This is a genomic window from Pseudomonas sp. GW823-FHT02C05 (assembly GCF_058797595.1).
Genome location: NZ_JBXAJU010000002.1, coordinates 183,791 through 196,177, shown reverse-complemented (window position 1 = coordinate 196,177; position 12,387 = coordinate 183,791). Strand labels below are relative to the sequence as shown.

At 63.0% G+C, this 12,387-nt stretch carries 12 protein-coding genes; 8 read left to right on the top strand and 4 right to left on the bottom strand.

Annotation, left to right across the window (positions count from 1 at the left end):
• The first annotated feature begins 141 nt into the window (after positions 1–141).
• The 6 genes from gatC (at position 142) to AC1RGE_RS11820 (ending at position 5,407) form a co-directional block, all read left to right on the top strand.
• Positions 142–429, top strand: a complete 288-nt coding sequence (gene gatC / locus AC1RGE_RS11845) for an Asp-tRNA(Asn)/Glu-tRNA(Gln) amidotransferase subunit GatC (protein ID WP_011059250.1) — start codon at positions 142–144, stop codon at positions 427–429.
• Between the two features lie 16 nt (positions 430–445).
• A complete protein-coding gene (gene gatA / locus AC1RGE_RS11840; RefSeq protein WP_053149031.1) occupies positions 446–1,897 on the top strand; it encodes an Asp-tRNA(Asn)/Glu-tRNA(Gln) amidotransferase subunit GatA in 1,452 nt (483 codons plus the stop codon).
• Between the two features lie 10 nt (positions 1,898–1,907).
• Complete coding sequence (gene gatB, locus AC1RGE_RS11835; RefSeq protein WP_011059248.1) at positions 1,908–3,353, top strand: Asp-tRNA(Asn)/Glu-tRNA(Gln) amidotransferase subunit GatB; 1,446 nt, start codon at positions 1,908–1,910, stop codon at positions 3,351–3,353.
• Positions 3,354–3,540: 187 nt separating this feature from the next.
• Positions 3,541–3,915, top strand: a complete 375-nt coding sequence (locus tag AC1RGE_RS11830; RefSeq protein ID WP_015634153.1) for a septal ring lytic transglycosylase RlpA family protein — start codon at positions 3,541–3,543, stop codon at positions 3,913–3,915.
• Positions 3,916–3,965: 50 nt separating this feature from the next.
• The gene (locus AC1RGE_RS11825) at positions 3,966–5,030 is read left to right on the top strand and encodes a calcium/sodium antiporter (RefSeq protein ID WP_026020272.1); all 1,065 of its coding nucleotides are present in this window, start codon (positions 3,966–3,968) and stop codon (positions 5,028–5,030) included.
• A complete protein-coding gene (locus AC1RGE_RS11820) occupies positions 5,027–5,407 on the top strand; it encodes a carboxymuconolactone decarboxylase family protein (protein WP_011059245.1) in 381 nt (126 codons plus the stop codon). Before AC1RGE_RS11825 ends, AC1RGE_RS11820 begins: the two co-directional genes overlap by 4 nt.
• Before the next feature lie 54 nt (positions 5,408–5,461).
• Here the strand turns inward: AC1RGE_RS11820 and AC1RGE_RS11815 are convergent, their stop codons facing one another.
• Complete coding sequence (locus AC1RGE_RS11815) at positions 5,462–6,403, bottom strand: AEC family transporter (RefSeq protein ID WP_492584344.1); 942 nt, start codon at positions 6,401–6,403, stop codon at positions 5,462–5,464.
• 259 nt (positions 6,404–6,662) lie between these two features.
• On the opposite strand from AC1RGE_RS11815, the gene AC1RGE_RS11810 reads away from it, so the two are divergent.
• Both AC1RGE_RS11810 and AC1RGE_RS11805 read left to right on the top strand, forming a co-directional pair.
• On the top strand, positions 6,663–8,303 hold the full coding sequence (locus tag AC1RGE_RS11810) for a phospholipase (RefSeq protein WP_492584342.1): 1,641 nt from the start codon (positions 6,663–6,665) through the stop codon (positions 8,301–8,303).
• A gap of 13 nt (positions 8,304–8,316) precedes the next feature.
• Positions 8,317–8,508 carry a hypothetical protein gene (locus tag AC1RGE_RS11805; RefSeq protein WP_011059242.1) on the top strand — a complete coding sequence of 64 codons (192 nt, stop codon included), beginning with the start codon at positions 8,317–8,319 and terminating at the stop codon, positions 8,506–8,508.
• Positions 8,509–8,605: 97 nt separating this feature from the next.
• Here the strand turns inward: AC1RGE_RS11805 and AC1RGE_RS11800 are convergent, their stop codons facing one another.
• From AC1RGE_RS11800 to AC1RGE_RS11790, 3 genes are all read right to left on the bottom strand, one after another.
• The gene (locus AC1RGE_RS11800; protein ID WP_011059241.1) at positions 8,606–10,333 is read right to left on the bottom strand and encodes an ABC transporter ATP-binding protein/permease; all 1,728 of its coding nucleotides are present in this window, start codon (positions 10,331–10,333) and stop codon (positions 8,606–8,608) included.
• A 98-nt stretch (positions 10,334–10,431) separates the two neighbouring features.
• Positions 10,432–10,992, bottom strand: a complete 561-nt coding sequence (locus AC1RGE_RS11795) for a response regulator transcription factor (RefSeq protein WP_011059240.1) — start codon at positions 10,990–10,992, stop codon at positions 10,432–10,434.
• The gene (locus AC1RGE_RS11790) at positions 10,985–12,247 is read right to left on the bottom strand and encodes an ATP-binding protein (protein ID WP_011059239.1); all 1,263 of its coding nucleotides are present in this window, start codon (positions 12,245–12,247) and stop codon (positions 10,985–10,987) included. The genes AC1RGE_RS11795 and AC1RGE_RS11790 overlap by 8 nt, the downstream gene beginning before the upstream one ends.
• Between the last annotated feature and the right edge of the window lie 140 nt (positions 12,248–12,387).

Below are 12,387 nucleotides of genomic sequence, written 5' to 3'. Positions count from 1 at the left end.
CAAGGCGCCAATATGTTAAATTGGCCGCTTTTCTGTGCACCAACCCCCACAATCGCGGCCATAAGACCGTAGAAATGCGGTAGTGTTCCGACAATCTAACACGCGGACGAAATCCGTTTTTGTTTTCCACTGGAGAATCCCATGGCGCTTGAACGCTCCGACGTGGAAAAAATCGCTCATTTGGCCAGCATCAAGCTCAATGAAGGCGATCTTCCACACATCACCTCCGCCCTGAACAGCATTCTCGGGCTGGTGGATGAAATGCAGGCAGTCGATACCGACGGTATCGAGCCCCTGGCCCACCCCCTGGAAGCCAGCCAGCGCCTGCGCGCAGACGTTGTGACCGAGTCCAATCATCGCGAGGCCTATCAGTCCATCGCACCAGCGGTCGAAAGCGGCCTGTACCTGGTTCCGAAAGTCATCGACTAAAGGGAAAGAGCCTGCAATGCATCACATGACTCTGGCCGAGATCGCCCGCGGCCTCGCCGACAAGAAATTCTCTTCTGTAGAACTGACCCAGACCCTGCTGGCGCGCATCGCCCAGCTGGATCCGCAGATCAACAGCTTCATCAGCCTCACCCAGGACCTGGCACTGTCCCAGGCCAAGGCCGCCGACGAGCGTCGCGCCAATGGTGAGAGCGGTGCCCTGCTGGGCGCGCCGATCGCCCACAAGGATCTGTTCTGCACCCAGGGCATCCGCACCAGCTGCGGCTCGAAGATGCTCGACAACTTCAAGGCGCCCTACGACGCCACCGTGGTCGCCAAGCTGGCCGCTGCCGGGGCCGTGACCCTGGGCAAGACCAACATGGACGAATTCGCCATGGGCTCGGCCAACGAGTCGAGCTGGTACGGCGCGGTGAAAAACCCGTGGAACCTCGAACACGTACCCGGCGGTTCGTCCGGTGGTTCCGCCGCCGCGGTCGCTGCGCGCCTGCTGCCAGCCGCCACGGCTACCGACACCGGCGGCTCGATCCGCCAGCCCGCCGCCTTCACCAACCTCACCGGTCTGAAGCCGACCTATGGTCGCGTTTCCCGCTGGGGCATGATCGCCTACGCTTCCAGCCTCGATCAGGGCGGCCCACTGGCGCGCACCGCCGAAGACTGCGCGATCCTGCTGCAAGGCATGGCCGGCTTCGACCCGAACGACTCCACCAGCATCGATGAACCGGTGCCGGACTACAGCGCCGGCCTCAACGGCTCGCTGCAGGGCCTGCGCATCGGCGTGCCGAAGGAATACTTCAGCGCCGGCCTGGACCCGCGCATCGCCGAGCTGATCCACAACAGCATCAAGGAGCTGGAAAAGCTCGGTGCGGTGATCAAGGAAATCAGCCTGCCGAACATGCAGCACGCCATCCCCGCGTACTACGTGATCGCCCCGGCGGAAGCCTCTTCCAACCTGTCGCGGTTCGACGGCGTGCGCTTCGGCTACCGTTGCGAGAACCCGGAAAACCTGGAAGACCTGTACAAGCGCTCCCGCGGCGAAGGCTTCGGCAGCGAAGTGCAGCGCCGGATCATGGTCGGTGCCTACGCACTGTCCGCCGGCTACTACGATGCCTACTACCTCAAGGCGCAGAAAATCCGTCGCCTGGTGAAGAACGACTTCATGAGCGCGTTCAACGAAGTCGACATCATCCTCGGCCCGACCACGCCCAACCCGGCCTGGAAGCTCGGCGCCAAGAGCAGCGACCCGGTCGCTGCATACCTGGAAGACGTCTACACCATCACCGCCAACCTCGCGGGCCTGCCGGGCCTGTCGATGCCGGCCGGCTTCGTCGACGGCTTGCCGGTCGGCGTGCAACTGCTCGCTCCGTATTTCCAGGAAGGCCGCTTGCTCAACGTTGCGCACCAGTATCAGTTGAACACTGACTGGCACACCCGCACCCCAACCGGCTTCTGAGGAGACACACATGCAATGGGAAGTCGTGATCGGGCTGGAGATTCATACCCAGCTCACCACTCAATCGAAGATTTTCTCCGGTAGCTCCACCGCCTTCGGTGCCGAGCCCAACACCCAGGCCAGCCTGATCGACCTGGGCATGCCCGGCGTGCTGCCAGTGCTGAACCAGGAAGCGGTGCGCATGGCGGTGATGTTCGGCCTCGCGGTTGACGCCGAGATCGGCCAGCACAACGTGTTCGCCCGCAAGAACTACTTCTACCCGGACCTGCCCAAGGGCTACCAGATCAGCCAGATGGAACTGCCTATTGTCGGCAAGGGCCACCTGGACATCCCCCTGGAAGACGGCACCATGAAACGCGTCGGGATCACCCGCGCGCACCTGGAAGAAGACGCCGGCAAGAGCCTGCACGAAGAGTTCAACGGCGCCACCGGCATCGACCTGAACCGTGCCGGCACGCCGCTGCTGGAAATCGTTTCCGAGCCTGACATGCGCAGCGCCAAGGAAGCCGTGGCCTACGTCAAGTCGATCCACGCCCTGGTGCGCTACCTGGGCATCTGCGACGGCAACATGGCCGAGGGCTCCCTGCGTTGCGACTGCAACGTGTCGATCCGCCCCAAGGGCCAGGTCGAGTTCGGCACCCGCTGCGAGATCAAGAACGTCAACTCGTTCCGCTTCATCGAGAAGGCCATCAACTCCGAGATCCGTCGCCAGATCGAGCTGATCGAGGACGGCGGCAAGGTGATCCAGCAGACCCGCCTGTACGACCCGAACAAGGACGAGACCCGTCCGATGCGCAGCAAGGAAGAAGCCAACGACTACCGTTACTTCCCCGACCCGGACCTGCTGCCCGTGGTCATCGAGGATTCCTTCCTCGACCAGGTACGCGCCACCCTGCCTGAGCTGCCACCACAGAAACGCGAGCGCTTCCAGGAGCAGTTCGGCCTGTCGGTCTACGACGCCAGCGTCCTGGCCACCAGCCGTGAGCAGGCGGACTACTTCGAGAAGGTCGCCAGCATCGCCGGTGACGCCAAGCTCGCCGCCAACTGGGTCATGGTCGAGCTGGGCAGCCTGCTGAACAAGCAGGGCCTGGAAATCGACGAAGCCCCGGTCTCGGCCGAACAACTGGGCGGCATGCTGTTGCGGATCAAGGACAACACCATCTCCGGCAAGATCGCCAAGACCGTGTTCGAAGCCATGGCCAATGGCGAAGGCAATGCCGACGAGATCATCGACAAGCGTGGCCTCAAGCAAGTCACCGACAGCGGCGCGATCTCTGCGGTGCTCGATGAGATGCTCGCAGCCAACGCCGAACAGGTCGAACAGTACCGTGCCGCCGATGAGGCCAAGCGCGGCAAGATGTTCGGCTTCTTCGTCGGCCAGGCGATGAAAGCATCCAAAGGCAAGGCCAACCCGCAACAGGTCAACGAGCTGCTGAAGAGCAAGCTCGAGGGCTGATCGGGGTTTAACCGCAAGCGGCCCCGGCCGCTTGCGCGTGACGAGGGAGCGTGCTCCCGCTCGGTCCGACAGCGACTGCAAACCGGCCGGCGCCGCTCCAGCAAGGAACATCGCCGTCGGCTTGCGGTCTGCCAGACAGACCAGCGGGAGTACGCTCCCTCGCCACATCAACCATCGGAGCTCCCGAATGAAGCGTCTGGTTGCCACTAGCGCCCTGCTCGCTCTGCTCACTGGCTGCGCCACCAGCCACGTCATCGACCCCCGGGGTTATGACGCAACCGGCACCGCCTCCTATTACGGCGCTCGGCACCACGGCAATCGCACTGCCAGTGGCGAGCCCTTCGACCAGAACGGCCTGACCGCCGCCCACCGCGAACTGCCATTCGGCACCCGGGTACAGGTCACCAACCTGGGCAACGACAAGAGCGTCGTGGTACGTATCAACGACCGAGGCCCGCACACCCGAGGCCGCCTGATCGACCTGTCCCGCGCCGCCGCCCAACAACTGCACATGCTGCGCAGCGGAACTGCCAAAGTCCGCGTCCAAGCCCTCAGCGACTGACCCCGGGAGCCCACGCCATTACCGCTTTTGCCGAACTGCCCCTGCTCAGCCTGATCCAGCTCATCAGCGGCCTGGTGATGCTGATCGCCGGCGCCGAACTGCTGGTGCGCGCGGCCATCCGCCTGGCTGCACGCCTGCACATGCGTCCACTGATCATTGGCCTGAGCATCGTCGCCTTCAGCAGCAGCGCGCCACAAATGGCCATCAGCCTGCAGGCGACCCTGGCCGACAACACCGACATTGCCGTGGGCAGCGTGATCGGCAGCAGCATTTTCAACATCCTGGTGACCCTCGGCCTGTCCGCGCTGATCATCCCGCTGCGGGTCTCGCGGCAACTGGTGCGCCTGGACATCCCGCTGATGATCGGCGCCAGCCTGCTGGTGTTCGTGCTGGCCTACAACGAACAACTCAGCCCCAGCGACGGCCTGATCCTGCTGGCAGCCCTGGTGCTGTACCTGGGCCTGCTGTTGCGCCAGTCCCGCCATTCGCACCGCCCCCACTCACCCGCACCAGCCGGCCAGCGCAGTTGGGCACCGCGCATCAGCAGCCTGCTGATGGTCCTGCTCGGCCTCGGCCTGCTGGTCTTCGCCGGGCACTTGCTGCTGGGCGCCGCCGTCTCCGTGGCCGACGACCTGGGGCTTTCCGAGCGGGTCATGGGCCTGACCGTGATCGCCGTCAGCACCTCCCTGCCCCAACTCGCCACTTCGCTGCTGGCGGCCCTGCGCGGCCAGCGCGAGATTGCCGTGGGCAACATCATCGGCAGCAACCTGTTCAACCTGCTGGGAGTGCTGGGCTTCACCGCCCTGGTGGCACCGACACCTCTTTCGGTCTCGCCCAATGCCCTGGACTTCGACCTGCCGGTCATGCTCGGCGTGGCCGTGCTGTGCCTGCCGGTGTTCTATTCCGGATACCGCGTGACCCGGGCCGAAGGCCTGCTGTTTCTGGGCTTGTACCTGGCTTACGGGCTGCATGTGGTGTCCTTCACCACTGGCATGCCTCTGGCCGGCAAGCTGGAACACCTGATGCTGTTTTTCGTCCTGCCAGCGCTGGTGGCGTTCCTGCTGTTCAGTTCGCTGCGAGCCTGGCGCCGCCAACACAAGAAGGAAGCACCATGAGCGAGAACAAGAAAAGCGGGTTGCAGATGCGTCGCCAGGTCATGGGCGATGCGTTCGTCGATCGCGCCCTGGGCAACGCCACCGAATTCACCCAGCCCTTGCAGGACTTCGTCAACGAGCATGCCTGGGGCGGTGTATGGAACCGTGAGGGCCTGCCGCTCAAGACCCGCAGCCTGATCACCCTGGCGACCCTGACCGCACTCAAGTGCCCACAGGAACTCAAGGGCCACGTGCGCGGCGCACTGAACAACGGCTGCAGTGTCGAAGAGATTCGTGAAGCGCTGCTGCATTGCGCGGTGTATGCCGGAGTGCCGGCGGCCATCGATGCGTTTCGCGCGGCCCAGGAAGTGATAGACACCTATCAGCAACCGCAGTGAACCTGCTGCCGGCTCCTACGCAATAGCCGTGCAGGAGCCGGCTCGCGGCAAAGCCTAGATCCACCCACCCCACTGCAACAGGAAAATCCCGATATTGGTGGTCACCGCCGCCATCACCGTGGTGATGACGATGATCGCCGCAGCCAGTTCGTGGTTGCCATTGGCCGCCCGGGCCATGACAAAACTGGCCGCCGCGGTGGGGCTGCCAAAGTACAGGAACAGGATCCCCAACTCCGCCCCGCGAAACCCGCACAGCCAGGCCCCCAGGGTCGCCAGGGCCGGCAGGCTGACCATCTTCAGCAAACTGGAGCTCATCGCCAGCTCGCCGCTGTTGCGCAAGGCTGCCAGGGACAAGGTGCCGCCAATGCAGATCAGCGCCAGGGGCAGGGTCATCTGCGCCAGGTAGCGCCCCGAAGTTTCCAGCCAGTTGGGAATGCCGATCTGCCAGTAGGCGAACGGTGCGGCCACCAGCACACTGACAATCAGCGGGTTGCTGACAACGCTCTTGAAGATGCTCCAGGGATCGGACTTGATCACCGGGCTGTAGACCGCCAGGACGATGGTCGAGAGGGTGTTGTAGAACAGGATCACCAGGGCTGCGAGCACTGCGCCCAGGGAAATGCCGTAATCGCCGTACATGCTGGCAGCCAGGGCCAGGCCGATGATCGCGTTATTGCCGCGAAACGCGCCCTGGGTATAGATCCCGCGGTCGGCCTTGGGGCAACGCCAGATCGCCCAGCCCCAGGCCAGCCCAAAGCACGCCAGGGTGGCCAAGGAGAAATAGATCAGCACCCCGGGTTTCAACGATGAATGCAGGTCGGCATGGACAATGCCGAGAAACAGCAGCGCCGGCATGGTGACGTTGAACACCAGGGCCGAGGCCGTATGAATGAAGTTGTCGTCGATACATTCCACCCGTTTGAGCAACAGGCCGAGCAGCAACATGGCAAAGACCGGCGCCGTGATCGTCAGGGTTTCGAGAAAAATAGCCAGCATGGGCGGGTGGACCTTGAGCCTGTCGTTAGGGCGCTAATAATAATTCAATCCGCACGCTGGCGTCTGGAGCCTCGCTTCCATGGGATCTGCCTGCCCCACGCAGTACCCAGCCTGCGGCTCCATTGCGGGGCGAAAGAAAAAATGCTGCAGCGGTGCATTCGCTTCTTGACGGGAAAACGTTTTCCTCTATGCTCGATTTAACTGTATATGCATACAGTTAAATAAGGAAATATCCCCATGACATATCAAGGAGCTAGAAATGTCAGGACTCTCTGCACAGAAGCAGCAACAGCCACAACACGCGGGCAAGATCGTCGCCGACCTGGACCGCCTGTTCAGTGAACAAGGCATCGCCATTTCCGGCGATGGCGACACCCTGGTACTGGTCGCCGATGGCCACCACACCATCAAGTACCACCGCCCGGAAGACCTGCCTCGTTCTGCACAAAAAACCACCAAGGGCCAGCCACAGCTGCGTTTCGAGGGCGGCGAACACACAGCCATCGGCGACAGCACCCTGCTGCGCTTCGTCAAGGATGCACCGGCCATCCCGGCGTGGCAGGTCGAACTGCACCTGCCTAACGGCCTGGCGCTGACCTACGGCCAGGTGGTGGCCCTGGGGGGCGACTTCTATGGCATTCCCGAGCAGCCGATCTGCGAAGGCACAACCCCCAGTGATCGAGTACAGCGCTTTATCGCGGCGTTCAACTCCCTTGCGGTACTGCCGGCCGCGAAAGACGAAGCCCGGCAGATCCTTGCAGTGATGCAAAAGGAAATCGTCGCCGCCAACCAGGCGATCCGCGACGGCAAGCAGCCCCATGAAGCCTATGACGCCCTGGGCGATACCCTGTCCGAGGAGTGGAACAAGATTACCGGCGGCGGCAGCGTGGTATCCGCCCTGTTCCCCCTGGGGCGCTACCTGAAGCTGGCGGCCAACAACGCCGATCACTTCGGCGAGTGGGCCCTGGCTGCCTACACCGCAGGGCATACCGCAGCGCTGCAGCAAGCGGTACTGGCGGGCAAGAGCGCGGACGACAAGCAACTGGAACTGGCTTACGCAATGAACGCCTTCGCCGACCATTTCCTCACCGATCTGTTTTCCTCCGGCCACGTACGGGTGCCGCGCAAACAGGTGGCGGCGGTCGTCACCCCCAGCGACCTGGGTTCGCTGATTACCCGCTTCATGCATGACGAGGACAGCAAGTTCGGCCTGAATGTCAGCAACGCCCAGGGCGATCGCTGGCACGCCTATGGCGACAAGCGCTACTTCGACAGCGTCGACCATCGCAATCGCCAGCAAGTGAAGATGGCTGTGCAGAGTTCGGCAGACGAAATCTTCGCCAGCTACCTCAGCGGCAACCTCCCCGCACCCGCCAGCTACGCAGCCCTGAAAACCCTGCCGGACCTGAATGCCGCGAAAACCGGCAACTTCTCGCCACTGTTCGTGATGAGTGGCGACAAGGTCCTGCGCCGCAGCGACGTCAACAACCTCAATGACAGCAAGACCATCGACAACTGGTGGGGCTGGAGCACCTACCTGCTGCTGCAGAACTACAGCCCGAACAAGCCGACCGGCTACCTGGAAACCCCCAGCGCGGTTCCGGTGATCCTCGCCGATGGCTGGCAGAGCCACAGCCCCAGGGAACCCAACTGGCTGCCAGGCCACGCGGTGCGCTACGCCCTCAGCGAAACCAACGGGTTGAACGAGTCCTACATCGGCCCCTGGTCGGCCTATGTGGAACTGAGCGACAGCTTCCAGCCAACCCTGAGCATTCCGGCCGGTACCAGCAACAGCAGCGCCACCGGGCGCAATGTGTTCCGCCAGTTCCGTGGTGGTTCACCGGAGCTGGTCGGCTCCATCGACAAGAACGCCAGCCACTTCATCGACAGCAACGCCTGATAAGGAGATCACCATGGCTATCAACCTGAAACTGCAACTGGCCTCCGGCCAGTCTCTCAAGGATGCACCACTGGAGCTGCTGCTCAACGGCGCCCCGATCGCCCGAGCCAGCGTGGATGAACATGGCAACGTGGCCTTCAACGCGAAGCCGGGCAGCGGCCAGTTGGCCGTACGTGTGGACCGTTCGATCCTGCACCAGGCCTGATCGCGGTCTGTAGGAACGGCTCGCTCGCGAAACGGCCCAGCGCCCTTGCACCGGCGGTGCAAGGGCGCTGGGCTTGAGGCTAGCGCTCGGCCCTCCGTCAGGCCGTAAGAGTCTGCTCTTGCAGATGCCCCTGCTCGATACGAACGAGCCGTGGATGGAAGCGCTTGAGGCTGCTGCGATGGCCGACGCTGACAATGCTCAGGCCCGGCAACTGATCGATCAGCGCCTGATACAAGGTGGCTTCGTCCTCTTCGTCCATGGCCGAAGTGGCCTCATCCATGTACAGCCACTGCGGTGCATAGAGCAGGGCCCGGGCAAAGGCCAGGCGCTGCTGCTCGCCCGGCGACAACATGCGCTGCCAGTGATTGCTCTCGTCCAGGCGCGCCACCAGATGGGGCAAGCGGCAGGTTTCCAGGACCTGTGCATAACGCTCCTGGGGGTAGCTGTCGCCAGACTGTGGATAACTCAAGGCTTCGCGCAGGCTGCCAATGGGCAGATAGGGCTTTTGCGGCAGGAACAGGTAACGCTGGTTCGGCAGCAGGATGCTCCCGTGCCCGGCCGGCCACAGCCGGCCCATGGCCCGCAGCAAGGTACTCTTGCCGCTGCCGGAACGGCCGCTGAGCATGAGCCGCTCACCTGGGTTCACGGTCATTTCGGCGCCGGCCAGCAGATGCCGGCCATCGGCCAGGTCCAGGCCCAGGTCTCGTACGCACAATTGTTCGCCCTGATGCTGCACGTCGATAGCCGGGGTCCGTTCTTCGTTATCACTCATGGCCTGGCGGAAACTCAGCAGACGATCACAGGTGGCGCGCCAGGCCGCCAGGTCCGAATACGCACTGATGAACCAGCTGAAGTTCTCCTGAACGTTCCCGAATGCCGAGTTGATCTGCATCAGCTCACCCAGCTCGATCTTGCCGGAAAAGTACCGCGGGGCAGCCACGATAAAGGGGAAAATGATCGCAATCTGGCCATACCCGGCGGTGAAGAAGGTCAGGCGCTTGGAGACCTTCATGATGTCCCAGAAGTTGTGCCAGACCTTGCCGAAACGGCTGCTCAGACGCTGGTTCTCGTTCTTCTCGCCGTCATACAGGGCAATGCTCTCGGCATTCTCCCGTACCCGCACCATGGAAAAACGCAGGTCGGCTTCGAAGCGCTGTTGCTGGTTGTTGAGGCCGATCAGGCGGCGCCCGATCAAGTGGGTCAGCCAGCTGCCGACAGCGGCATAGACCAGCGCGCACCAGAACATGTAGCCGGGAATGGTGTAGCCGAACACCTCGATACTGCCGGACACCCCCCACAGGATGATCGAGAAGGACACCAGGCTGACAATGTTGCGGATCAGCCCCAGGCCCAGGGACAGCGTATTGCTGGTAAAGCTGTTGAGGTCTTCGGAAATCCGCTGGTCCGGGTTGTCGGTGTAGCCGCCCTGCTCCAGCTGGTAGTAGTTCTTGTGGCCCAGCCAGCGGGCAAAGTGCTTCTCGGTGAGCCAGGCCCGCCAGCGGATGGTCAGCATCTGGGTCAGGTACAGACGATACACCGCCCCCAGGATCGCCACCGCGGCAATTCCGCAGAAATACAGGATCAAGTGCCAGAACGCCGCTTCGTCCTTTTTCTGCAAGGCGTTGTAGAAGTCCTTGTACCAGCTGTTGATCCACACCGAGATGGCCACGCTGAACAGCGACAGGCCGATCACCGCAACCAGCAACAGCCAGGCCTTGCCCTTTTCCTCACTGCGCCAGTACGGCGTGATCATGGCCCAGACCCGGCGAAAGAATTGCCCGCGCACGGCATCGTTGACCGCGGAGTATTCAGCGTTCTGATTCATCGTTGAGGCTCGATAGGAAGAAGGGCAAGCGTTGAGCCGATCATAGTAGATCGGCTCGCTTTTTCACGACGCCCAGCGGACATTCGTTCAGTCGCGGTTCAGCGACGCACGGGACGCTTCTGCAATTTGCGCTGCAAGGTACGGCGGTGCATGCCCAGGGCCCGGGCAGTGGCGGAGATGTTGCCTTCGTGTTCGGTCAACACGCGCTGAATGTGTTCCCACTGCAAGCGGTCCACCGACATCGGGTTTTCCGGCACCAGGGTGTCGAGATCGGCGTGTTCGGAGAGCAGCGCGGCCAGTACATCGTCGGCATCCGCCGGCTTGCACAGGTAGTTGCAGGCGCCACGCTTGATCGCTTCCACCGCGGTGGCGATGCTCGAATAGCCGGTGAGAATCAGCACCCGCATCTCCGGGTCCAGCTCCAGCAGCTTGGGCAACAGCACCAGCCCGGAGTCGCCATCCATCTTCAAGTCCAGCGCGGCGTAGTCCGGCAGGTCCTGCTGGGCAATGACCAGGCCCTCCTCGGCGGAACCGGCGGTGCTCACGCGAAAACCGCGGCGGCTCATGGCACGGGCCATCACGCGGGTAAAGGTGGCGTCATCATCCACCAGCAACAGGTGCGGCAGTTCCTCGCCTTCGACTTGGATCTCTTCACTCATGGTCGTCTCCTCGGGCGGCACGGGGCAGGCGCAGCTCGGTGAGCGTTCCGCCTTCCTCATGACTGTAGAGTTTCACTGAGCCTCCAGCGCGGGTCACGCTGGCCTTGCTCAAAAACAGGCCCAGGCCGAAGCCTTTGCCCTTGGTGGTAAAAAACGGTTTGCCGATCTGTTCGGCGATGGCCAAGGGTACTCCGGCACCGTGGTCACGAATACTGATGGTGAGGTTTTCCGCGTCCCAGTCCAGGCGTACTTCCAGGCCTTCGGGGCAGGCATCGGCGGCATTGTTCAGCAGGTTGAGCAGGGCCTGGGTCAGGTCCGGCGGCGGCGCCAGGCGCGGCACCGGCCCCTCGCCCAACAGATGGAAACGGTAGCTGGCTTCCGGGCGCATCAGGTGCCAACGGTTCAAGGCTTCGTCCAGCCACTGGGTGACTTCCTGCATGTCCACCGCCAGGCGGCGATTGGCCTCGGCCGCGCGCACCAGTTGCTGCAGGGTTTCCTTGCACAGCTTGACCTGGTCCTGGAGCACGCCGAGGTCATCCTGCAGCAGCGGGTCGGGATGGTCCTGGCGCATTTCCTTGAGCAGCACGCTCATGGTCGCCAGGGGCGTGCCCAATTCGTGGGCGGCGCCGGCGGCCTGGGTCGCCACTGCCAGCAATTGCTGGTCGCGCAGCCCCTCTTCGCGCCGGATCGCCCGCAGTTCTTCCTGGCGGCGCAGCTCTTCTGCCATGCGTGCAGCGAAGAAGGTGATCACCGCCGCAGCCAGGGCAAAGCTCAGCCACATGCCGTAGACCTGGAGGTTCTCCCGGGCGATGGGGAAGGTCTGCAACGGGTAGAAACGCGCCAGCAACAGGGTATAGAGCGTCAGGGCGATACCCGACAGGACCACCGAGTAGCGCCACGGCAAGGTCACCGCGGCGATGGTCAGGGGCACCAGGTAATAGGAGACGAAGGGGTTGGTGGAACCACCGGAGAAGTACAGCAGGACACTGTGGATAAACAGGTCACAGGCCAGTTGCAGGGCGTACTCCAGCTCCGTCACCGGCCACGAGGTGCGCAGGCGGATCGCGGTGAAAGCGCACAACACCATGGAAAACATCAGGGTCACGCCCAGTTGCAACCAGGGCAGCGGCAGCAGGTCCAGCCAGTAGGCGAGCCCCACCGAACCGGCCTGAGCGGCCAGCACCAGGGTACGGATAAAGGTCAGGCGCCAGAGGTTCTGACGGGTTGCGGACAGCAATTTTACGGGGGCGAGCATGAGCTCTCCTGATGAGCGCTCCAGGGCAATCGCCGGGAGTATAACCAAGCAGCCCCCGGCACAGGCAAAACTGCGGCAAAGCGCCACACTGCCTTGAGCGGCCGCGGACGAACCATGGCGATCATGTGTATCAAAGTTGT

Coding starts and splice junctions, on each gene's coding strand:
- gatA (WP_053149031.1), top strand. CDS start 446: ATGCATCACATGACTCTGGCCGAGATCGCCCGCGGCCTCGCCGACAAG.
- AC1RGE_RS11800 (WP_011059241.1), bottom strand. CDS start 10,333: ATGAATCAGAACGCTGAATACTCCGCGGTCAACGATGCCGTGCGCGGG.
- AC1RGE_RS11815 (WP_492584344.1), bottom strand. CDS start 6,403: ATGCTGGCTATTTTTCTCGAAACCCTGACGATCACGGCGCCGGTCTTT.
- AC1RGE_RS11790 (WP_011059239.1), bottom strand. CDS start 12,247: ATGCTCGCCCCCGTAAAATTGCTGTCCGCAACCCGTCAGAACCTCTGG.
- gatC (WP_011059250.1), top strand. CDS start 142: ATGGCGCTTGAACGCTCCGACGTGGAAAAAATCGCTCATTTGGCCAGC.
- AC1RGE_RS11805 (WP_011059242.1), top strand. CDS start 8,317: ATGGCTATCAACCTGAAACTGCAACTGGCCTCCGGCCAGTCTCTCAAG.
- AC1RGE_RS11820 (WP_011059245.1), top strand. CDS start 5,027: ATGAGCGAGAACAAGAAAAGCGGGTTGCAGATGCGTCGCCAGGTCATG.
- gatB (WP_011059248.1), top strand. CDS start 1,908: ATGCAATGGGAAGTCGTGATCGGGCTGGAGATTCATACCCAGCTCACC.
- AC1RGE_RS11795 (WP_011059240.1), bottom strand. CDS start 10,992: ATGAGTGAAGAGATCCAAGTCGAAGGCGAGGAACTGCCGCACCTGTTG.
- AC1RGE_RS11810 (WP_492584342.1), top strand. CDS start 6,663: ATGTCAGGACTCTCTGCACAGAAGCAGCAACAGCCACAACACGCGGGC.
- AC1RGE_RS11830 (WP_015634153.1), top strand. CDS start 3,541: ATGAAGCGTCTGGTTGCCACTAGCGCCCTGCTCGCTCTGCTCACTGGC.